Source organism: Comamonas sp. GW821-FHT11H03 (assembly GCF_058807955.1).
The window spans coordinates 379390-399709 of sequence record NZ_JBXARF010000001.1; the positions used below are offsets into that span (position 1 = coordinate 379390).

The window sequence follows — 20320 nt, forward strand, 5'->3', positions numbered from 1 at the left end:
CCAAATTCAAGCCCCAGTTGCTCACGCAACTGGGGCTTTTCGCTTTTTACAGAGGCGACATTGCGCCGCGCTGCCCTTTCTGCCCGCAGAAATCAACGCAGTCCGCGCCGCCATGCTCCAGCCGCTCAAACCTCCCCTTCAAGGACTTTTCCGTGCCCGTTGCACCTCAAGGATGCTGCACGCACGCTGCGTGCCCGCGCGCTGGTCTTGCGCCCAGCGAGGGCCTGCTTTTTTCTGCAAAAGCAGGCTCACAGGCCCGAAAAGTCCATCGTCGCTCAAGGACTCTCCCGTGACCATACAAACCACAGGCGCCGTGGCAGGCACAGCCGCGCCCGCCGCTCCAACAGAAGTCAACGGATACAGCTGGAAAGCACTCATGGGCTCGGCCGTCGGCTACGCCATGGACGGCTTTGACCTGCTGATCCTGGGCTTCATGCTCTCGGCCATCTCCAAGGACCTGAACCTCACGCCCGGCCAGGCCGGCTCTCTCGTGACCTGGACCTTGATCGGTGCCGTCTTCGGCGGCATCGTCTTCGGCATGCTCAGCGACAAATACGGCCGCATCCGTGTGCTGACCTGGACGATTGTGCTGTTTGCCGTCTTTACCGGCCTGTGTGCTTTTGCACAAGGCTATTGGGACTTGCTGATCTACCGCACCATTGCCGGTATCGGCCTGGGCGGAGAGTTCGGCATCGGCATGGCACTGGCCGCCGAGGCCTGGCCCGCACGCCATCGCGCACGCGTCTCGTCCTATGTGGCGCTGGGCTGGCAACTGGGCGTGCTGGGCGCAGCCATGCTAACCCCGCTGCTGCTGCCCTCCATCGGCTGGCGCGGCATGTTTCTGGTCGGCGTGATTCCTGCTGTCGTGGCCTGGGTCATCCGCAACAAGCTGCATGAGCCCGAAGTGTTCGTGAACCGCAGCAAGAAGGAGCAGCCCTCGGCCATGCAATGCCTGAAGCTGCTGATGAAGGACAAGGCCACGCGCAAGATCAGCCTGGGCGTGATCGTGCTGACCTCTGTGCAGAACTTCGGCTACTACGGCATCATGATCTGGATGCCCAGCTTTCTGTCCAAGCAGATGGGCTTCAGCCTGACCAAGTCGTCGGTGTGGACGGCCGTCACCATCGTCGGCATGTCGCTGGGCATCTGGGTCTTCGGCCAGCTGGCCGACCGCATCGGCCGCAAGCCCACTTTCCTGATCTTCCAGGTCGGCTCCGTGATCTCGGTGCTGGCCTATTCCCAGCTCACCGATGCCACGGCCATGCTGTGGGTGGGAGCCATCATGGGCCTGTGCGTCAACGGCATGATGGGCGGCTATGGCGCCGTCATCAGCGAAGCCTACCCCACCGAAGCCCGCGCCACGGCACAGAACGTGCTGTTCAACATCGGCCGCGCCGTCGGCGGCCTGGGCCCGGTCGTCATCGGTGCGCTGGCCATGGCCTACTCCTTCCAGGTGGCCATTGCCCTGCTGGCCGCCATCTATGTGCTGGACATGCTGGCCACGGTCTTTCTGATTCCCGAACTCAAGGGCAAGGAACTTCATTAAAGATAGCTGCCATCGCAGACCCATCAAGCGCCAGAGCCTTAAAGCCTGGCGCTTTTTTATTGCCCCTGAGTCGTCCCAAGGCAACAAGCCTCCGCTTGGGCGCCCGACGCAGGGGCAGCGGCCACACGAAGCGGGCACGTGTGAGGGCCTAGCCCCTTATCTGCGCTGCCCGAACACTTCGCTGACCAACTCCCGCAGCCACTGGTTCGCGGGCTCCTGCGCAAAGCGCCAGCTCCAGTGCAAAGAGACATCGAAGGCACTGTCTGGCAGATCGGCCTGCAGCACCACATAGCCACCCTGTGCTTCAAACGTCTCGGCAATCTCGGCGGGCATGATGACGGCCAGATCCGTCTGGTGCACGATGGAGGGCACGGCCATGAAGTGGGCCGCCGACAGCCGCACCTGATCCTGCAGCTCGAGCTTGCGCAGAATGTGCAGCGTCTCGGAATGCGAGCGCACGGCCACATAGTCGAGCCCGCGCAAATGTTCAGCACTCAGCCTCTCGGTCTTCAAACCCTTGAGCACCGGATGCCCCTGGCGCAGCAACAAGGCGTAGTGATCGGACAGCAGCACCTTCTGCTGCGTGCCCGTCACACCGGGCAGAAAGCCGATGGCGATATCCAGCGAGCCGCGATCCAGCGCATCGGCAATCTCGCCCATGGGCATGGGCAGGGTTTGCAGCTGCACATGGGGCGCCCGGCCTCTCAAGGCCTGCATCAGTGGTGGCAAGAAGCGCGCCTCGCCGATGTCGCTGAGGTGAATGCGAAAGCACTGATTCGCCTGCAAGGGATCAAAACTGTGCGCCTCTGCCAAGGCCACCTCCAGCGTTGCCAGTGCAGTTCTGACCGCCTGAGCCAGCCGCTCGGCACGCGGCGTGGGGCGTACGCCCCCATGCATGCGCTCGAACAGCGGATCGCCCAGCAAATGGCGCAGCCGCGTCACCGCCTGACTGGCTGCGGGCTGGGACAGGCCCAGCTCCTGCGAAGCGCGGCTGACGCTGCCGTGGCGAAAGACCGCATCGAAAACACGCAACAGATTGAGATCCAGACCTGATATATCCATTAAACGAATATCTCTTAGATGTTTTATTCAATTGCTGGAAATTATCGCCAAAGGCAGGATGGATGCCAACAGTGCCAAGGCCCAGTGCCAGCCCGATCCAAGGAGAATTTTTTGCCTGCCAACACCGCCCCCAATGCCCAGGCCGCCGAGGTCTTCACCGTCCGCCACGCCGTCATCAACATGCTGCGCGAGCTGGGCATGACGCGCATCTTCGGCAACCCGGGTTCCACCGAGCTGCCCCTGTTTCGCGACTATCCCGAGGACTTCTCCTACATCCTCGGCCTGCAGGAAACCGTGGTCGTGGGCATGGCAGACGGCTATGCCCAGGCCACGCGCAATGCCAGCTTCGTGAACCTGCACTCGGCCGCCGGCGTGGGCCACGCCATGGCCAATATCTTCACGGCCTTCAAGAACCGCACGCCCATGGTCATCACAGCCGGCCAGCAGACCCGCTCGCTGCTGCAGTTCGACCCCTTCCTGCACTCCAACCAGGCCGCCGAGCTGCCCAAGCCCTATGTGAAGTGGAGCTGCGAGCCCGCACGCGCCGAGGACGTGCCCCAGGCCCTGGCGCGTGCCTACTACATCGCCATGCAGGAGCCGCGCGGCCCGGTCTTCGTCTCCATTCCCGCCGATGACTGGGATGTGCCCTGTGAGCCCATCACGCTGCGCAAGGTCGGCTTTGAAACCCGACCCGACCCACGCCTGCTGGAGAGCATCGGCCAGGCGCTGGAGAGTGCGCGCGCACCGGCCTTCGTGGTCGGAGCGGCCGTGGACCGCAGCCAGGCCTTCGAGGCCGTCCAGGCCCTGGCCGAACGCCACCAGGCGCGCGTCTATGTGGCACCCATGAGCGGGCGCTGCGGCTTCCCCGAAGACCATGCGCTGTTCGGCGGCTTCCTGCCAGCCATGCGCGAGCGCATCGTGGACAGGCTCTCGGGCCATGATGTGGTCTTCGTCATCGGCGCACCAGCCTTCACCTACCACGTCGAAGGCCACGGCCCCTTCATCGCCGAGGGCACGCAGCTGTTCCAGCTCATCGAGGACCCCGCCATCGCCGCCTGGGCCCCCGTGGGCGACGCGGCCGTGGGTAATATCCGCATGGGCGTGCAGGAGTTGCTGGCCCGCCCCCTGACACATCAGCGCCCTGCGCTCCAGCCCCGGCCCGCCATACCGGTGCCGGCGGCACCCGAGCCGGGCGAGCTGATGACCGATGCCTTCCTCATGCACACACTGGCCCAGGTGCGATCGCGCGACAGCATCATCGTCGAGGAGGCGCCAGGCTCGCGCTCCATCATCCAGGCCCATCTGCCCATCTACGCTGCCGAGACCTTCTTCACCATGTGCAGCGGCGGGCTGGGCCACAGCCTGCCTGCTTCCGTAGGCATCGCGCTGGCCAAGCCCGACAAGAAGGTCATAGGTGTCATCGGCGACGGCTCGGCCATGTACGCCATCCAGGCACTGTGGAGCGCAGCCCATCTGAAGCTGCCGATCACCTACATCATTGTCAAGAACCGCCGCTACGCCGCCCTGCAGGATTTCTCCAGGGTGTTCGGCTACCGCGAGGGCGAGAAGGTCGAGGGAACGGACCTGCCCGACATCGACTTCGTGGCCCTGGCCAAGGGCCAGGGCTGCGACGGCGTGCGCGTCACCGAAGCCGCCCAGCTGCCCCAGGTTCTGCGGGACGCCCTGCGCAGCCCGCGCGCCACGCTGGTCGAAGTCGAGGTCGCCTGACCCGCCCCGCGCCCTCGGAGACAAGACATGCACAACACACAAGAGCCGCAAGCGGCCGCCGTCGGCATCCTGGGAGCGGGGGCCATGGGCACCCTGTTCGGCACCCGGCTGGCCCGGGCCGGCATCCCCGTCACGCTGGTGGATGTCAACGCGCAGCTGCTCCAGGCCATCCGCGAGCACGGCGTGCACTGCGAGACCGACCAGGGCCCGCTGCACGCAGGCGTTCAGGCCTTGCAGGCCCATGAGCTGACGCAGCCGCCCGCGCGCTGGCTGATCTTCACCAAGGCCGCCCACACCCAGGCCGCGCTGCAAAGCATTGCCCACCTGATAGGGCCCGGGACCCTGCTGCTCAGCCTGCAAAACGGCATAGGACATATCGAGACCCTGCACGGATTTGCCGATGCCCAGCAGATCGCCGTAGGTGTGACGACATGGCCGGCCCGGTTGCTGGCTCCCGGAAAAGTGAGTTCGCTGGGCAGCGGCAAGATCCGTTTCATGCCGCGCACCGGACAGGTGGAAGCCGGCTTCCAGGACTTCTGCGACGACCTCAACCGCGCCGGGCTGCATTGCGAGATCGATCCCGAGGTCGAGACGGCCATCTGGGAAAAGCTGGCCTTCAATGCGGCCTTCAACGGTCTGTGCGGCATCACGCGCCAGACCGTGGACGGACTGGCCAGCCCCCTGGGCCGCAGCCTGATCCGCGAAGTCCTGGACGAGGTCGTTGCCGTGGCTGCGGCCAACGGCATCGCTGTGGACGCCCTCCGTATCCAGGCCACGGTGGAGGACGCCCTGAACCACCATGTGGGACACCAGCCATCGCTGCTGCAGGACCTGCTGGCAGGGCGCCCCACCGAGACCGATTCCATCCACGGTGCGGTGGTGCGCGCGGGCGAGCGGCATGGCATAGCCACGCCCATGACACTTACCCTGCACCGGCTCATCAGCATGACACAGCAGCGCACGCCATAGGACCAGGACTGGGCGAAGACGCATCGAAGGCTCGGGAAAGACAGCAGGGACCGGGCCCACGGATTCAACAACAAGGAGACAACATGCGCAGAACCTTTCTCAAAGCCGGCGCTGCTTGCGGTGTACAGCTCATGCTGGGTACGGCCCACGCCCAGCCAGCGTCCGGCAGGCCCATGGAATGGGTGGTCGGCTTTGCCGCGGGCGGTGGCTCGGATGCCGTGGCTCGCGGCGTAGCCGAGGCCTGGGCCAAGCCCATCCATCGCAACATCGTGGTGATCAACAAGCCGGGCGCCGGCACCAACATCGCCGCAGAATATGCGGCGCGCTCGCGCGACTATGGCAACCTGGTCTTCACCGCCGACTTCGCCACCCTGGCCGCCAACCCGCATCTGTTCCCCAAGCTGGCCTACAACGCCGAGCAGGACTTCGTCCCCATCAGCCTGCTGGCGCGCTTTCCGCTGCTGCTGGTTGTCAACAACGACTTGCCGGTGCGCAGCTTTCAGGAATTCGCGGCCTGGGCCAAGGCCAACCCCGGCAAGCTCAGCTATGGATCTCCCGGGCTGGGCACCCCGCACCACCTGGCCACCGAACTGCTGGCGCAGAAGATGGGCGTGAAGATGACCCACGCACCCTATCGCGGCGCCGGACCGGCCATGCTGGATGTGATCGGAGGTCAGATTCCCTTCATGCTGGTGGACAGCGCCGCAGGCCTGCCCCACATCAACACGGGCAAGGTCCGCGCCATCGGCGTGGCCAGTGCGCAGCGACTCAAGACTCTGCCTCAGATGCCCACGCTCATCGAGCAGGGCGTGGCCGGCTTCGAGGCCTACGCCTGGCAGGGCCTGGTCGCGCCCAGGGGCACGGATGACGCCACCATACAGATGTGGTCCAGGACGCTGCAGGAAACCCTGAAGACGCCGGCCGTGCAGGCCCGCTTCGAATCACTGGCCCTGGAGCCCCTGCCCAGCACTCCCGAGCAGATGCGCGAGTTCTGGCTCTCCGAGAAGAAGCGCTGGGGTGAGGTCATCAAGACCGCAGGCATCAAGCTGGACTGAGCGATATCAATGACAAGCAGGAAAACACATATGGAGACTCCCATCACTCAACGCCCCTGTACACACAAGCCGCTGCGCGCCCTGATCACCAAAGGCTGGGCCAGCCTGGGCATGGCGCTTTGCCTGGCGCCGGCCGCCCAGGCGCAGACATGGCCGGATCGCCCCATCCGCCTGATCGTGAACTTCGCCCCTGGCGGCGCCGCCGATGTAATGGGGCGCGCGATCTCGCCCGCCATGAGCCAGGTGCTGGGCCAGTCCGTGGTGGTGGACAACAAGCCCGGAGCCAACGGCAATATCGGCATCAGCGAAACCGTGCGCTCTGCCAAGGACGGCTATACGCTGCTGCTGAGCAGCGGCGGCGGCATCAGCATCAATCCGCTGATCTACAGCAAGCTGCCGTTCAACCCTGAAAAGGACTTGATCCCCGTGGCGGCCGTGGCACGCGTGCATGTGTTTCTGGAAACCAACCCCAGCCTTGCCGTGAGCAATGTGCAGGACTTCATCAAGCACCTGCAGGCCAACCCCGGCAAGCTGTCCTACGGATCGCCAGGCCCGGGCAGCTCGCCTCATCTGGCCGGTGAAATGTTCAAGCGCGCGGCCAAGGTCGATGCCAGCCATATTCCCTACAAGGGTGCCGGTCCGGCCTTGACCGATGTGCTCAGCGGCCAGTTGCAATACTGGTTCGATCCAGGCCCGGGACTCAAGCAGGTCGAGGCCGGCAAGCTCAAGCTGCTGGCCATAGGCAGCCCGCACCGCTCGCCTCTGTATCCCAAGGTACCCACGCTGGCTGAAAGCGGCCTGCCGGGCTTCGATGCCGACACCTTGTTCGGCGTCTACGCTCCGGCCGGCACGCCCGCACCCGTGGTGGATGCCGTGCGCGCCAGCGTGATCAAGGCACTGGAGCAAAAGAGCGTGGTCGATGTGATCCAGGGCCTGGGCGCCACGCCCGAGCCGCGCATGAGCCGCCAGGACTTCGTGGACCACCATGCCAAGGAACGCGCCCGCTTTGCACCGCTGATCAAGGAAATCGGCTTGAAAGTGGATTAAGGAGTTTGAGTTCAACGTGGGAGTCCGGTTGCCCGAAAACTCCCTTTTGACCGCCCGTCTGCAAGGACCGGCGGTCTTTTTTTTGGCTTACGCCAACAAGACTGCTCAACAGGCATGCCTACCGACAAAACACCAAGCCAGATCCGAATTTGCGCAAGTCGTGTTTCAGTGGGACGCCACCGCCACCACTACCGCAGACTCGGCCACCTCCAGCCAGACATTGTCATTGGCCACCAGAGCGCTCATGGCCGGCGCAAAGCCCACGATCTGCGCGCCCCAGCTCAAACGACAGATGGCTTCGTCGCAAGCCAGGCTCTCTTCCGTCACCGTGGCTGCGCCGTAGGTCGCGCGCTGCACCACGGCAGGCCAGATATTGATGGGCTGCGCGGATGCCGCAGGTCGCTCCTGCCCCGGCCAGACCTTGACGGCCGTGGCCTTGCACAACGCCAGCACCTGCACACCGGGTGCCAGACCCAGCAGCTCATAGCTTTCGGGCGTGATGCGCGCAGCAATCGTCCAGTCCGAGCCTGCATCGCTTGCGGCACGCAGCCAGACCCGAATCTGCCCGCCTATGGACTCGACCTTGAGCACGCTGCAAGGCCACTGATTGCGCATGCTGGTCATCAGACCCAGATTGGGCTGTCCGCCACCTGGTGTGCCGGCCTGCATTCGTTGCAGCAACTCGGCACGCAAGCGCATCATGGCCTCGGCCGCATGCAGCAGCTCCTCGCCCGCCAGCGTGATCTGTGCGCCGCCGCCGCCGGCGCCGCCCACGCTGCGCTCGACCAGCGGCACGCCAGCCAGATTGGTCAGGGTATCGATGGCCTGCCAGGCCGCCTTGTAGCTCACGCCCACGTCACGGGCAGCCTGAGAGATGGAGCCGCTTTGCGCAATGCCGCGCAGGATGGCAATGCGACGGTCGGCCATGTCATAGCCCAGCGCCTGGGAAACCGAGTCGGACGATAGTGCGCCACCCGACGCAGCCTCGTCGCCGGCCATATCCAATTGTTCTTGTTCGAAATTTTCTGTGTCTGACATAGACCGCCATCATGCCCTGACAGCCAATTTCCTCGCTCGACCTCAGTTGTTCATTCACGTTACACTCGCTATTCCATTAATGAATAGCGAAATTTCAATGACTCAGATCACTGCCCGCTCCACCGGTTTTTCCTTTCAACTGGCTCGCTCTGCGGCCGTGATCGGCACAGTCGTGCTGGGCCTGTGGTCTGCGCAGGCGCAGGCCGCTGAAGTGGCGGTCGCCGTGGCAGCTAACTTCACCGCCCCCATGAAGAAGATTGCGGCCGAGTTCGAGAAGGATACAGGCCACAAGGCCGAGCTGTCGTTTGGCGCCACCGGCAAGTTCTACGCCCAGATCAACAATGGCGCGCCCTTCGGCATTCTGCTGGCCGCCGATGACACCACACCCGAGAAACTGGCCAAGGAAGGCAAGGGCCTGGCCGATTCGCGCTTTACCTACGCCATCGGCACGCTGGTGCTGTGGAGCCCCAAGGCCGGCTATGTGGACGACAAGGGCGATGTGCTCAAGAGCGGCGACTACAAGCACATCGCCATCGCCAACCCCAAGCTGGCCCCTTACGGAACAGCGGCCATGGAAGTGCTGAACAAGCTCGGCCTGAGCGCTCAGGTGCAGCCCAGGGTGGTGATGGGCGAGAACATCGCCCAGACCTACCAGTTCGCCGCCACCGGCAATGCGCAACTGGGTTTTGTGGCCCTGTCCCAGGTCATGGAGAACGGCAAGATCCGCGAGGGCTCGGCCTGGCAAGTGCCCGGCAATATGCATGAACCCATCCGCCAGGATGCCATTGTGCTCAATAGCGCCAAGGACAACGAAGCCGCTGCGGCTTTGATGAAGTACCTGCGCAGCCCCAAGGCGCACGACATCATCCGCTCCTACGGCTATAGCTTCTGACGCTAATCCACAAGCGCTAGAGCCCCATTCAACGCGAACTGTTCCGCTCTACCCTTGGCGCTGCTCGGCTAAGCTGGGCGCTCCAAGGGTCTTTTTCTGACGACTTGCGCAAATTCGGATCGGACATGGTGCTTTGCCGATAGAAATGTCCGTTGTGCATACTTGTTTGCGCAAGTCCTGTTTTTGATTCCATGCAACTGAATGCCGAAGACTACGCAGCCATCTGGCTCACGCTCAAGCTCGCGGGCGTGACTACCGTGCTGCTCATGCTGTTGTGCACACCGCTGGCCTGGTGGCTGGCCCATACCCGTTCGCGCTGGCGCGGCCCGATCGGTGCCGTAGTGGCACTACCGCTGGTGCTGCCGCCCACCGTCATCGGCTTTTATCTGCTGGTCACCATGGGCCCCAACGGGCCCGTAGGCAAGCTCACGCAGGCCATCGGCCTGGGAACTCTGCCGTTCACCTTTGCCGGTCTGGTGGTGGGCTCGCTGATCTACTCCATGCCGTTCACCGTGCAGCCGCTGCAGCGCGCGTTCGAGGCCCTGGGCCCGCGCCCCATGGAGGCGGCGGCCAGCCTGGGCGCCAGTCCGCTAGACCGCTTTATGACCGTGGCACTGCCGCTGGCGCGCCCCGGGTTCATCACTGCCGCCGTGCTGACCTTTGCCCACACCGTGGGCGAATTCGGCGTGGTGCTGATGCTGGGCGGCAATATCCCCGGCGTCACGCGCGTGGTCTCGGTACAGATTTACGACCATGTGGAAGCCATGGAGTACGGCCACGCCCATATGCTGGCGGCCGGCATGGTGGTGTTCTCCTTCATCGTGCTGCTGGCTTTGAACTGGCTGCAACCCAAAGCGGAGCGCCGCGCATGAAAGCCACGAATTTCATCACCGCGCAGCTCAGGCTGAGCCGGCCGGACTTTGAACTCGATGTGGATCTGCAGCTACCCGGCCAGGGGGTCACGGCGCTGTTCGGGCCTTCGGGCTGCGGCAAGACCAGCTGTCTGCGCAGCCTCGCCGGACTGGAGCGGGCGCAAGGCCGCGTCACCGTCAACCAGACCGTATGGCAGGACGACGCCGGCCGGCAATGGCTGCCCACGCACCAGCGCGCGCTCGGCTATGTGTTTCAGGAGGCCAGCCTGTTTGCACATCTGTCGGTACAGCGCAATATCGATTACGGACTCAGGCGCACGCCGCAGGAGCGCCGCAAGGTCTCCAAGGAGCGGGCCGTGGAACTGCTGGGCATCGCCCATCTGATGAATCGCATGCCCGCCACGCTGTCGGGCGGCGAACGCCAGCGCGTGGCGATTGCACGGGCTCTGGCCACCAGCCCCGAAGTGCTGCTCATGGACGAGCCCCTGGCCGCGCTCGACGCCCAGCGCAAGGCCGAAGTCCTGCCCTATCTGGAGCAGCTGCAGCGCCATCTGCGGATTCCAGTGATCTATGTCAGCCACTCCATGGACGAGGTCGCGCGCCTGGCCCAGCATATGGTGCTGCTGGGTGCAGGCAAGGTGCTGGCGCAGGGCGGCGTCCCCGAGTTGCTATCCAGCCTCGATCTGCCGCTGGCCCATGGCGACGTGGCCTCCAGCGTGGTGCATGCCACGGTGCAGGCACATGACACGGCCGATCATCTGAGTACCCTGATCTTTGACGGAGGCCGGCTGCAACTCGTCATGGCCCGCCCGCGCGAGCCCGGCAGCACGGTGCCGCTGCGCGTGCAGGCGCGCGATGTCAGCCTGAGTCTGCTCAGGCCCGAGGGCAGCAGCATTCTCAACATCCTGCCGGTACGGGTGCTGGGCCTGCGCGAGGACGGACCGGGGCAGGTCATGGTTTCGCTGCAGGCGGGCGGCACGCGGCTGCTGGCCAGAATCACCCAGCACTCGGCCAAGGCCTTGCAGCTTCAGCCCGGCATGCCGGTGTATGCACAGATCAAGGGCATGGCGCTGCTGGACTGAATGCCGATCCAAATACTTGATTTACATCAAGAATTTTTCATCACATACCCGAGGTATGCGCTAGCCTTTGCTGGACAAACATTCGCTTACTGAATAGATTCGCCATCCTTTGACTTTTATCTAAGAGTCAAACGACAAAAAGCTTGAGGGCTTTTGTCGCGCTTCCTCGCTTTGCGAGCCTGGCTGTGCCAGCCGGCTCAATTGCTTGCCATTGGCATCCCTCAACATTCGACGTGGCCCGTGAGGTCCGGCAATGCGTGAGCAATCGTCAAGGTCGAGGCCCCGAGTCCGGGCTGTTCCCCCGGCTCACGGGTGGCTGCATCTGCACATGCAGCCACCTGCAAACCTAACGCCCTCCATGGTCATGGGAGCGCGGTTGAAGAAAACAACACATGATGAATCACGGCAGAAGACGTTTCTTCAAGCTGTGCGGTGCCGGTGTAGCCGGCGCCACTGCTGCATCCCTGGGCTTTGCCCCCTCGGTGGCCATGGCCACACTGCCCCGCCAGTACAAGCTGCTGCGCGCCAAGGAAACCCGCAACAACTGCACCTACTGCTCGGTGGGCTGCGGCATGCTGATGTACAGCCTGGGCGACGGCGCCAAGAACGCCAAGTCCAGGATCTTCCACATCGAGGGCGACCCCGACCACCCCGTCAGCCGCGGCTCGCTGTGCCCCAAGGGTGCAGGTGCGCTGGACTACATCCATTCGGAGCAGCGCCTGAAATACCCCGAGGTGCGTGAAGCCGGCAGCAACGAGTGGAAGCGCATCAGCTGGGACGAAGCCAACGAACGCATCGCGCGCCTGCTCAAGGACGATCGCGACGCCAACTTCATCGAGACGAACGACAAGGGCCAGCGTGTCAACCGCTGGCTCAGCACCGGCATGCTGGCCTCGTCGGCCGCCTCCAACGAAACCGGCATCCTGGACTTCCGCTTCGGCCGCGCCCTGGGCATGCTGGGCTTCGACTGCCAGGCCCGCCTGTGCCACGGCCCCACGGTGTCGGCCCTGGCGCCCTCTTTCGGTCGCGGCGCGATGACCAACCACTGGGTGGATATCAAGAACGCCAATGTGATCCTGGTCATGGGCGGCAACCCTGCCGAAGCCCACCCCGTGGGCTTCAAGTGGGCCATCGAAGCCAAGATCCACAACAAGGCTCACCTCATGGTGGTGGACCCGCGCTTCAACCGCACGGCCTCGGTGGCCGACTTCTACGCCCCCATCCGTGCGGGCTCGGACGCCGCCTTTCTCATGGGCGTGGTCAACTACCTGCTGCAGCACGACAAGATCCAGCACGAATACGTCAAGGCCTATACCAATGCCAGCCTGATCGTGCGCGAGGACTATGGCTTCGACGAAGGTCTGTTCAGCGGCTACGACGCCGACAGAAAAGCCTACGACAAGTCCAGCTGGACCTACGAGCGCAATGCGCAAGGACATGCCCTCACCGACGAGAGTCTGCAGCACCCGCGCTGCGTGCTGAACCTGCTGAAAAAGCATGTGGAGCGCTACACGCCCGAGATGGTGCAGACCATCACCGGCACCCAGGTCGCCGACTTTGTGCATGTCTGCGAGCAACTGGCCAGCACCTGCGTGCCGGACCGCACGGCCACCTTCCTCTATGCCCTGGGCTGGACCCACCACACGGCCGGCGCACAGATCATCCGCGGCGCGGCCATGATCCAGTTGCTGCTGGGCAATATCGGCATGGCCGGCGGCGGCGTCAACGCGCTGCGCGGTCACTCCAACATCCAGGGCTATACCGACCTGGGCCTGCTCTCCACCCGCCTGCCCGGCTACCTGAACCTGCCCGAGGACAGGCAGCAGACCTTAGAGCAGTACCTGGAGGACGCCACGCCCAAGGCCGACCTGCCCGGCCAGGTCAACTACTGGAAGAACACGCCCAAGTTCTTCGTCAGCCTGATGAAGGACCTGTACGGCGAGCACGCCACGCGCGAGAACAACTGGGGCTACGACTGGCTGCCCAAGTGGGACCGCAGCTACGACATGCTGGCCTATTTCGATCTGATGTATCGCGGCAAGGTCAACGGCTACATCGCCCAGGGCTTCAACCCCGTGGCCGCCATGCCCGACTCAGGCAAGATCCGCGACGCCCTGTCCAAGCTGAAGTTTCTGGTCATCATCGATCCGCTGCAGACCGAGACCTCCACCTTCTGGAAGAACCACGGCGAATTCAACGACGTGGACCCCGCGAAGATCCAGACCACGGTGTTCCGCCTGCCCTCTTCCTGCTTTGCCGAGGAGAACGGCGCCATCGTCAACTCCGGCCGCTGGCTGCAATGGCACTGGGCCGCGCAGGAGCCGCCGTTCGAGGCGCGCCACGACAGCCGCATCCTGGGCGGCATCTTCATGAAGCTGCGCGAGCTGTACGCCAAGGAAGGCGGCACCTGTCCCGAGCCCGTGATGAATATGCGCTGGGACTACCATGACCCTCACGACCCCCATCCCGAGGAAGTGGCCAAGGAGGCCAACGGCTACGCACTGGCCGATCTGTTCGACGACAACGGCAAGCTGATCGCCAAAAAGGGCGAGCTGCTCTCCGACTTCGGCATGCTGCGCGACGACGGAACGACCTCCAGCTACTGCTGGATCTTCGCAGGCTCGTGGACCGAGGCCGGCAACCAGATGGCGCGCCGCGACAACACCGACACCGGCCTGGGCAACACGCCGGGCTGGGCCTGGGCCTGGCCGGCCAATCGCCGCCTTCTCTACAACCGCGCCTCGGCCGATCCGGCCGGCAAGCCCTGGGACCCCAAGCGCCAGATCCTGCATTGGGATGGCAGGAAATGGGGCGGCTCCGACGTGCCCGACTATCCGCTGACCGCCGCACCCAACAGCGGCGTGAGCCCCTTCATCATGCAGCCCGAAGGCCTGGGACGCCTGTTCTCGGCCAAGGGCATGAACGACGGGCCCTTCCCCGAGCATTACGAACCCACCGAAAGCCCGATTGCGGCCAACCCGCTGCACCCCAAAGTCAGCAAGAGCCCCGTGGCGCGCGTATTCGCCGACGACGCGGCCCGCATGGGCTCGCGCGAGCAGTTCCCCTATGTGGCTACGACCTACTCCATCACCGAGATGTTCCGCCACTGGACCAAGCACTCGCGCCTGAACGCCATCGTGCAGCCCGAGCAGTTCATCGAGCTGTCGGAAAAGCTGGCCGACAGGAAAGGCATCAAGGCCGGCGACATGATCCGGGTCTCCAGCAAGCGCGGCCACATCAAGGGCAAGGCCGTGGTGACCAAGCGCGTGATGACGCTGCAGGTCGATGGTCAGGAGATCGAGCAGATCGGCATCCCCTGCCACTGGGGCTATGAAGGCACGACGCGCAAGGGCTATCTGGCCAATACGCTGAGCCCCGGCATCGGCGATGCCAATGCCCAGACCCCCGAGTTCAAGGCCTTTCTGGTCAACATCGAAAAGGCATAAGGCGAGCACCCATGACCATGCAATCCCAAGATATCGTGCGGCGCTCGGCCACCAACGCGCTCACGCCCGCCGCGCGCGCCCGTGACCACAAGGCAGAGGTCGCCAAACTCATCGACGTCAGCATCTGCATTGGCTGCAAGGCCTGCCAGGTGGCGTGCAGCGAATGGAACGATCTGCGCGACGATGTGGGCGAGAACTTCGGCGTCTACGACAACCCGCGCGATCTCTCGCCCGAGAGCTGGACGCTGATGCGCTTTGACGAGTATGTCAACGAGCAGGGCAAGCTGGAGTGGCTGATCCGCAAGGACGGCTGCATGCACTGCGAAGACCCGGGCTGTCTGAAGGCCTGCCCCCAGCCCGGCGCCATCGTGCAGTACGCCAACGGCATCGTGGACTTCCAGTCCGAGCAATGCATTGGCTGCGGCTACTGCGTGGCCGGCTGCCCCTTCAACATCCCGCGCATCAGCAAGAAGGACAACAAGGCCTACAAGTGCACGCTGTGCTCGGACCGCGTGGCCGTGGGCCAGGAGCCGGCCTGCGTCAAGACCTGCCCCACGGGCGCCATCGCGTTCGGCAGCAAGGACGACATGCTGATCAAGGCCGAAGGCCGCGTGCAGGAGATGAAGACCCGCGGCTTTGACCAAGCCGGCATCTACGACCCGCAAGGCGTGGGCGGCACCCATGTGATGTATGTGCTGCACCATGCCGACCAGCCCGAGCTCTATCACAAGCTGCCCAAGGATCCCAAGATCAGCGCCGTGGTCGAGGGCTGGAAGGGCTGGTTCAAGCCGCTGGCCGCCCTGGGCTTCGTGGCCACGCTGGCCGGTGCTGCGGCCCACTACATGGCCACCGGCCCCAACGAGATCGACGAAGACGATGCGGGCGATGACCGCGCCAAGAAAGGAGAAACGGCATGAACAAAGACCGCATGATCTTGCGCACCCCGCTGCCCGAGCGCCTGTGCCACTGGGCCATGGTGGTGTGTTTCTTTCTGGTCGCCATGTCGGGCCTGTCCTGGGTGTTTCCCAGCCTGAACTGGTTCAACAGCGTCTTCGGCACGCCGCAGCTGGCGCGGCTGCTGCACCCCTTCTTCGGCATCGTGGTGTTTGTGGCCCTGGTCTATCTGTTCGTGCGCTTTGTGAAATACAACCTGTTCGTCAGGGAAGACCGCATCTGGGTGGAGAACGTGAAATCGGTGGTGGCAGGAGACCACAGCCAGCGGCTGCGCATCGGCAAGTACAACGCAGGCCAGAAGCTGCTGTTCTGGGGGATCATGAGCCTGATCTGCGTGCTGCTGCTCACCGGCCTGGTGATCTGGCGCGCCTACTTCGCACATCTGTTCCCGATCCCCGTGCTGCGTGTCGCGCTGGCGCTGCACGCTCTGGCGGGCGTGGGCCTGATATTGCTGATCCTTGGCCATATCTATCTGGCCTTCTGGGTCAAGGGCTCGATCCGCGGCATGGTCACCGGCTATGTCAGCCATGCCTGGGCCCGCGCCCATCACGACCGCTGGCATGAGGAGATCAGCGCCAAACCTGCGGCAGCAGGCAAAGCCAAGACAGGGAGCACACGATGAGCATCCATCTGGTTCCCGAAGCCGAACGCTCGCCGGGTGTGGGCCATATCGCTGCCGTGCAACTGCCCGCCGCCAAGCTGCCCTATGCCCGTCGCGCCAGCCGCCTGCAGCATCTGGCCCAGGGCCATGCCATGGCCGAGTATCTGCTGTGGGCCGCCGAGCTGGCCGGTGCCCAGCAGGCCACGGCCGAGGCCCTGCCCCTGCCCGAGCAGGAAGCCGCCGGCCTGGGCGCGGCCCTGCAACAGCGCACGCAAGCGCCTTTGCATTCGGCCCTGTGGCCGCGCTCTGCCCACTGGCTGGCCCTGCTCGACGAGCTGCTGAGCCGCATGGCACAGCAGCCCCGCATGCAGACCCCCGCCATCGGCCAGGCATTGGCGCGCTTGCAACAGGCCGATGCAGCCCAGCGCGAAGCCTGGGCCGACACCCTGCTGAAGGCGCTGCGCAGCGAAGCACTGGCCGACGACGCGGTACTGCCCGAAGCGGGCGTGGCCCAGCTGCTGTGGAGCGCACTGTCGCTGTACTGGCGCCAGCTGGCCAGCCAGTTGCCCGCCGCCGGCCGGGCCGAGCCGGGCGAGCAGCGCCATCTCTGCCCCGTCTGCGGCCATGTACCCACCGGCAGCCTGGTGCTCGGCGGCGCCCAGGCCGGCGTGCGTTATCTGCAATGCAGCCTGTGCGAATGCCAGTGGCATGTGGTGCGCAGCAAGTGCAGCAACTGCGACAGCACGCATGCACTGGACTACTGGTGCCTGGAAGACGAAAAAGCGCCCATCAAGGCCGAGAGCTGCAACGAGTGCCAGACCTATCTCAAGGCCTTCTACCAGCAGGCGGACCACCAGCTGGAAATGGTGGCCGACGACCTGGCCAGTCTGGCCCTGGATGCCGAGATGGAGGAAAAAGAGCTTGCGCGCAGCGGCATCAACCCCTTGATGCTGCCGCTGCTGGCCTAGGCCCCGGCCGCCGGCCTGCACCGCCCCCTGGCCGTGCAGGCCGGCCACGGATGTCCGGGAGCGCCGCCATGGCCTCCCCTCCCCCATGCCTCGACAGGCCCGCCGTGCCAGGCCCTGAGCCGGAGCCCGCCCCTTGCCGGCAAGGAATGCGCCTGCTGACTATCATCAGCCCATGACCGAGTCCGCCTGCCCCATCCCTGCCCAGCCGATAGCACCGCTGCACACCCATGCCGTGAGCTTGTTCCACGCCGGGCAGCAGCAGCGCCAGGAGCGCGTGCTGGCGGCCGAGGTGCCGATCGCGCTGGTCTTCAACGGCATCTCGCATGCGGTGATGATGGGCTCGCCCACCGATGCGGAAGACTTTGCCCTCGGCTTTGCGCTGACCGAGGGCATCATCGACAGCGCCGCTGACTGCTACGGCATCGAGGCCCGCCCCGTGTCTGCCGCAGCAGCCGGCCTGCCCGAAGGCATGGACGGCATGGAAGTGCAGCTCGACATCGCCTCGCGCTGCTTTGCCCGGCTCAAGGACCGGCGCCGCAGCATGACGGGACGCACGGGTTGCGGCGTCTGTGGAGTCGAGAGCTTTGCGGCGCTGGACCTGTCGTTTGACGCCCTGCCGCCCCAGGACTGGCTGGAGCGGGTCGACGCAGCCACCGTGCTCAAGGCGATTGACGCCCTGCCACCACACCAGATTCTCAATGCCGAGGCAGGCGCCATCCATGCCGCAGGCTGGGCCACTTTGGCGGGCGACATCACGGATGTGCTCGAAGACGTGGGCCGCCACAATGCGCTGGACAAGCTGGTCGGCCGGCTGGCGCGCACGGGCCGCCTCGGCGAGCCCGGCTTGGTAGTGCTGTCCAGCCGCGGCAGCCATGAACTGGTGCGCAAATGCGCCAAGGTCGGCATCGCGGCGCTGGCCACGATTTCCGCGCCCACCTCCATGGGCGTGCGCATGGCTGAGCTGACGGGCCTGCGCTTCTGGGGGCTGTGCCGTCCGCCCCGGGCGGTGCTCTATGCGGCGGGCGGCAAAGCCTGAGCAAGCCCTGCTGCCAAGCGCCAGCCTCTAGAATCACGGCATTGCGGCCATGACTAAAGCTCTGACTGCCCCACGATCAGCCCCTGGATATACACCATGAACCGCTGCACCACCGACCTCATCAGCCGCCGCTTCGTGGCCTGCGCCTTGCTGGCTGCTGCCGCCAGCGCCGGCCTGCCGGCCCAGGCCCAGGGCCTGCCCTCGGACGACACTCGCAACTTTCCGCCCACGGCGCAGTTCGGCGAACTGACGGTCACCAACTTCCCCGAAGTGGCCATCAACGGCACGGCCATTCGCACCACGCCCGGCTTTCGCCTGTTCAGCAGCGAGCGCAGCATTGTTTTTGCCAGCAACTATGCAGGCCAGAAGATGCTGGTGGGCTATGTGATCGAGCCGCAGACCCAGGGCCTGCACACGGCCTGGATTCTGACCCCTGCCGAAATCGAGAAATACAAGCCGATCCAGCCGCGCACCCTGCTGCAGCGCGTTTTCGGCAGCTGAGTCCGGCCCGCGCCGACCGCTATTGATTAAAGAGCTGCTTGCGCTTTTTCCGCAAGCTTTTCAAACTGTTTTCATATCCAAATCAAGTGATAGCAAGCGCTAGCCGCTATCACTTTGTGCTTGCGAACTCTGCAAGCCCCGCACCCGACAACACCTGACAAGAGCGCCCCATGAGCAAGAAAGTCTTTATCAAAACCTTTGGCTGCCAGATGAACGAGTACGACTCGGACAAGATGGCCGATGTGCTGGGCGCGGCCCAGGGTTACGAGCCCACGCAGAACGTGGACGAGGCCGACCTGATCCTGTTCAACACCTGCTCGGTGCGCGAGAAGGCCCAGGAAAAAGTATTCAGCGATCTGGGCCGCATCCGCCACCTCAAGGAAAAAGGCGTGCTGATCGGCGTGGGCGGCTGCGTGGCCAGCCAGGAGGGTGCCGAGATCATCAAGCGCGCGCCGTTTGTCGATGTGGTCTTCGGCCCCCAGACCCTGCACCGCCTGCCCGAGCTGCTCAATCAGCGTGCGGCCAAGGCCAAGCCCCAGGTCGATATCTCCTTTCCCGAAATCGAGAAGTTCGACCACCTGCCGCCGGCACGCGTGGAAGGCGCTTCGGCCTTTGTCTCCATCATGGAGGGCTGCTCCAAATATTGCAGCTACTGCGTCGTGCCCTATACGCGCGGCGAGGAAGTCAGCCGCCCGTTCGAGGACGTGCTGGTGGAAGTCGCGGGCCTGGCCGAGCAGGGCGTCAAGGAAATCACGCTGCTGGGCCAGAACGTCAATGCCTACCTGGGCAAGATGGGCGACAGCAGCGAGATGGCCGACTTCGCGCTGCTGCTGGAATATGTGGCCGAGATTCCCGGCCTCGAACGCATCCGCTACACCACCAGCCATCCCAACGAGTTCACGCCGCGCCTGATCGAGGCCTACGCCAAGATTCCGCAACTGGTCAGCCATCTGCATCTGCCCGTGCAACATGGCAGCGACAAGATCCTCATGGCCATGAAGCGCGGCTACACGGCCATGGAATACAAGAGCACCATCCGCAAGCTGCGCGCCATCCGTCCCGATCTGGCCATGAGCAGCGACTTCATCGTGGGCTTCCCCGGCGAGACCGAGGAAGACTTCCAGAAGATGATGAAGCTCATCCACGATGTGCGCTTCGACAACTCCTTCAGCTTCATCTTCAGCCCCCGCCCCGGCACGCCTGCAGCCAATCTGCACGACGACACGCCGCACGAAGTCAAGCTGCGCCGCCTGCAGGAGCTGCAAGCCGTGATCAACACCCACATCAAGGAGATCAGCGAAGAGCGTGTCGGCACGGTGCAACGCCTGCTGGTCGAAGGCGTGAGCAAGCGCGACGGCAGCGAGCTGATGGGCCGCACCTATTGCAACCGCGTGGTCAACTTCCCCGGCAACGAGCGTTTGATTGGGCAGATGGTGGATGTGAAGATTACCGAAGCCAAGGCTTACACCTTGCGCGGCGAAGTCCTGCTCAAGGATTGACAGCCCGACAGTCCCTGGCCTCAT

Annotated in this window: 17 protein-coding genes; 15 read left to right on the plus strand and 2 right to left on the minus strand. The window is 64.5% G+C overall.

Annotated elements, in window-relative coordinates; all coding sequences use genetic code 11:
* Positions 1-376: 376 nt before the first annotated feature.
* The gene (locus AC1RTQ_RS01855) at positions 377-1546 is read left to right on the plus strand and encodes an MFS transporter (RefSeq protein ID WP_492874510.1); all 1170 of its coding nucleotides are present in this window, start codon (positions 377-379) and stop codon (positions 1544-1546) included.
* A 156-nt stretch (positions 1547-1702) separates the two neighbouring features.
* Here the strand turns inward: AC1RTQ_RS01855 and AC1RTQ_RS01860 are convergent, their stop codons facing one another.
* The gene (locus AC1RTQ_RS01860) at positions 1703-2608 is read right to left on the minus strand and encodes a LysR family transcriptional regulator (protein ID WP_492873935.1); all 906 of its coding nucleotides are present in this window, start codon (positions 2606-2608) and stop codon (positions 1703-1705) included.
* 111 nt (positions 2609-2719) lie between these two features.
* Here AC1RTQ_RS01860 and mdlC point away from each other — a divergent pair, with 111 nt between their 5' ends.
* The 4 genes from mdlC to AC1RTQ_RS01880 all read left to right on the plus strand — a co-directional run bounded on the left by mdlC (position 2720) and on the right by AC1RTQ_RS01880 (position 7407).
* A complete protein-coding gene (gene mdlC / locus AC1RTQ_RS01865) occupies positions 2720-4336 on the plus strand; it encodes a benzoylformate decarboxylase (protein ID WP_492873937.1) in 1617 nt (538 codons plus the stop codon).
* Between the two features lie 27 nt (positions 4337-4363).
* Entirely contained in the window at positions 4364-5305 is a 942-nt protein-coding gene (locus AC1RTQ_RS01870; RefSeq protein WP_492873938.1) for a ketopantoate reductase family protein, read from the plus strand.
* Between the two features lie 83 nt (positions 5306-5388).
* Complete coding sequence (locus AC1RTQ_RS01875; protein ID WP_409815392.1) at positions 5389-6360, plus strand: Bug family tripartite tricarboxylate transporter substrate binding protein; 972 nt, start codon at positions 5389-5391, stop codon at positions 6358-6360.
* Positions 6361-6390: 30 nt separating this feature from the next.
* Positions 6391-7407, plus strand: coding sequence for a Bug family tripartite tricarboxylate transporter substrate binding protein (locus AC1RTQ_RS01880; RefSeq protein WP_492873941.1), 1017 nt, complete (start codon positions 6391-6393; stop codon positions 7405-7407).
* A gap of 165 nt (positions 7408-7572) precedes the next feature.
* On the opposite strand, the gene AC1RTQ_RS01885 is transcribed toward AC1RTQ_RS01880, so the two are convergent.
* Positions 7573-8445 carry a TOBE domain-containing protein gene (locus AC1RTQ_RS01885; protein WP_492873943.1) on the minus strand — a complete coding sequence of 291 codons (873 nt, stop codon included), beginning with the start codon at positions 8443-8445 and terminating at the stop codon, positions 7573-7575.
* 97 nt (positions 8446-8542) lie between these two features.
* Between AC1RTQ_RS01885 and modA the strand changes: the two genes are divergently transcribed.
* The 10 genes from modA to miaB all read left to right on the plus strand — a co-directional run bounded on the left by modA (position 8543) and on the right by miaB (position 20296).
* A complete protein-coding gene (gene modA, locus AC1RTQ_RS01890; protein WP_302089120.1) occupies positions 8543-9337 on the plus strand; it encodes a molybdate ABC transporter substrate-binding protein in 795 nt (264 codons plus the stop codon).
* 191 nt (positions 9338-9528) lie between these two features.
* A complete protein-coding gene (modB, locus tag AC1RTQ_RS01895; RefSeq protein WP_302089119.1) occupies positions 9529-10209 on the plus strand; it encodes a molybdate ABC transporter permease subunit in 681 nt (226 codons plus the stop codon).
* Entirely contained in the window at positions 10206-11291 is a 1086-nt protein-coding gene (gene modC / locus AC1RTQ_RS01900) for a molybdenum ABC transporter ATP-binding protein (RefSeq protein WP_492873944.1), read from the plus strand. The genes modB and modC overlap by 4 nt, the downstream gene beginning before the upstream one ends.
* A gap of 392 nt (positions 11292-11683) precedes the next feature.
* Entirely contained in the window at positions 11684-14737 is a 3054-nt protein-coding gene (gene fdnG, locus AC1RTQ_RS01905) for a formate dehydrogenase-N subunit alpha (RefSeq protein ID WP_492873946.1), read from the plus strand.
* A gap of 11 nt (positions 14738-14748) precedes the next feature.
* Positions 14749-15654, plus strand: a complete 906-nt coding sequence (gene fdxH / locus AC1RTQ_RS01910) for a formate dehydrogenase subunit beta (protein ID WP_409815402.1) — start codon at positions 14749-14751, stop codon at positions 15652-15654.
* Positions 15651-16313, plus strand: coding sequence for a formate dehydrogenase subunit gamma (locus tag AC1RTQ_RS01915; protein ID WP_492873948.1), 663 nt, complete (start codon positions 15651-15653; stop codon positions 16311-16313). The genes fdxH and AC1RTQ_RS01915 overlap by 4 nt, the downstream gene beginning before the upstream one ends.
* Positions 16310-17260 carry a formate dehydrogenase accessory protein FdhE gene (gene fdhE / locus AC1RTQ_RS01920; RefSeq protein WP_492873950.1) on the plus strand — a complete coding sequence of 317 codons (951 nt, stop codon included), beginning with the start codon at positions 16310-16312 and terminating at the stop codon, positions 17258-17260. Before AC1RTQ_RS01915 ends, fdhE begins: the two co-directional genes overlap by 4 nt.
* 172 nt (positions 17261-17432) lie before the next feature.
* The gene (fdhD, locus tag AC1RTQ_RS01925; RefSeq protein WP_492873952.1) at positions 17433-18296 is read left to right on the plus strand and encodes a formate dehydrogenase accessory sulfurtransferase FdhD; all 864 of its coding nucleotides are present in this window, start codon (positions 17433-17435) and stop codon (positions 18294-18296) included.
* 96 nt (positions 18297-18392) lie between these two features.
* Entirely contained in the window at positions 18393-18797 is a 405-nt protein-coding gene (locus tag AC1RTQ_RS01930) for a hypothetical protein (RefSeq protein ID WP_492873954.1), read from the plus strand.
* Positions 18798-18967: 170 nt separating this feature from the next.
* Positions 18968-20296, plus strand: a complete 1329-nt coding sequence (gene miaB / locus AC1RTQ_RS01935; protein WP_302089112.1) for a tRNA (N6-isopentenyl adenosine(37)-C2)-methylthiotransferase MiaB — start codon at positions 18968-18970, stop codon at positions 20294-20296.
* The last annotated feature ends 24 nt before the right edge of the window (positions 20297-20320 follow it).

What these genes read in the sequence shown, in the direction of transcription:
- modB (WP_302089119.1), top strand. Translation starts at nt 9,529, where the DNA reads ATGCAACTGAATGCCGAAGACTACGCAGCCATCTGGCTCACGCTCAAG.
- fdxH (WP_409815402.1), top strand. Translation starts at nt 14,749, where the DNA reads ATGACCATGCAATCCCAAGATATCGTGCGGCGCTCGGCCACCAACGCG.
- AC1RTQ_RS01885 (WP_492873943.1), bottom strand. Translation starts at nt 8,445, where the DNA reads ATGTCAGACACAGAAAATTTCGAACAAGAACAATTGGATATGGCCGGC.
- miaB (WP_302089112.1), top strand. Translation starts at nt 18,968, where the DNA reads ATGAGCAAGAAAGTCTTTATCAAAACCTTTGGCTGCCAGATGAACGAG.
- AC1RTQ_RS01860 (WP_492873935.1), bottom strand. Translation starts at nt 2,608, where the DNA reads ATGGATATATCAGGTCTGGATCTCAATCTGTTGCGTGTTTTCGATGCG.
- AC1RTQ_RS01870 (WP_492873938.1), top strand. Translation starts at nt 4,364, where the DNA reads ATGCACAACACACAAGAGCCGCAAGCGGCCGCCGTCGGCATCCTGGGA.
- AC1RTQ_RS01930 (WP_492873954.1), top strand. Translation starts at nt 18,393, where the DNA reads ATGAACCGCTGCACCACCGACCTCATCAGCCGCCGCTTCGTGGCCTGC.
- AC1RTQ_RS01875 (WP_409815392.1), top strand. Translation starts at nt 5,389, where the DNA reads ATGCGCAGAACCTTTCTCAAAGCCGGCGCTGCTTGCGGTGTACAGCTC.
- fdhE (WP_492873950.1), top strand. Translation starts at nt 16,310, where the DNA reads ATGAGCATCCATCTGGTTCCCGAAGCCGAACGCTCGCCGGGTGTGGGC.
- fdnG (WP_492873946.1), top strand. Translation starts at nt 11,684, where the DNA reads ATGATGAATCACGGCAGAAGACGTTTCTTCAAGCTGTGCGGTGCCGGT.
- modC (WP_492873944.1), top strand. Translation starts at nt 10,206, where the DNA reads ATGAAAGCCACGAATTTCATCACCGCGCAGCTCAGGCTGAGCCGGCCG.
- AC1RTQ_RS01915 (WP_492873948.1), top strand. Translation starts at nt 15,651, where the DNA reads ATGAACAAAGACCGCATGATCTTGCGCACCCCGCTGCCCGAGCGCCTG.
- modA (WP_302089120.1), top strand. Translation starts at nt 8,543, where the DNA reads ATGACTCAGATCACTGCCCGCTCCACCGGTTTTTCCTTTCAACTGGCT.
- AC1RTQ_RS01855 (WP_492874510.1), top strand. Translation starts at nt 377, where the DNA reads ATGGGCTCGGCCGTCGGCTACGCCATGGACGGCTTTGACCTGCTGATC.
- AC1RTQ_RS01880 (WP_492873941.1), top strand. Translation starts at nt 6,391, where the DNA reads ATGGAGACTCCCATCACTCAACGCCCCTGTACACACAAGCCGCTGCGC.
- fdhD (WP_492873952.1), top strand. Translation starts at nt 17,433, where the DNA reads ATGACCGAGTCCGCCTGCCCCATCCCTGCCCAGCCGATAGCACCGCTG.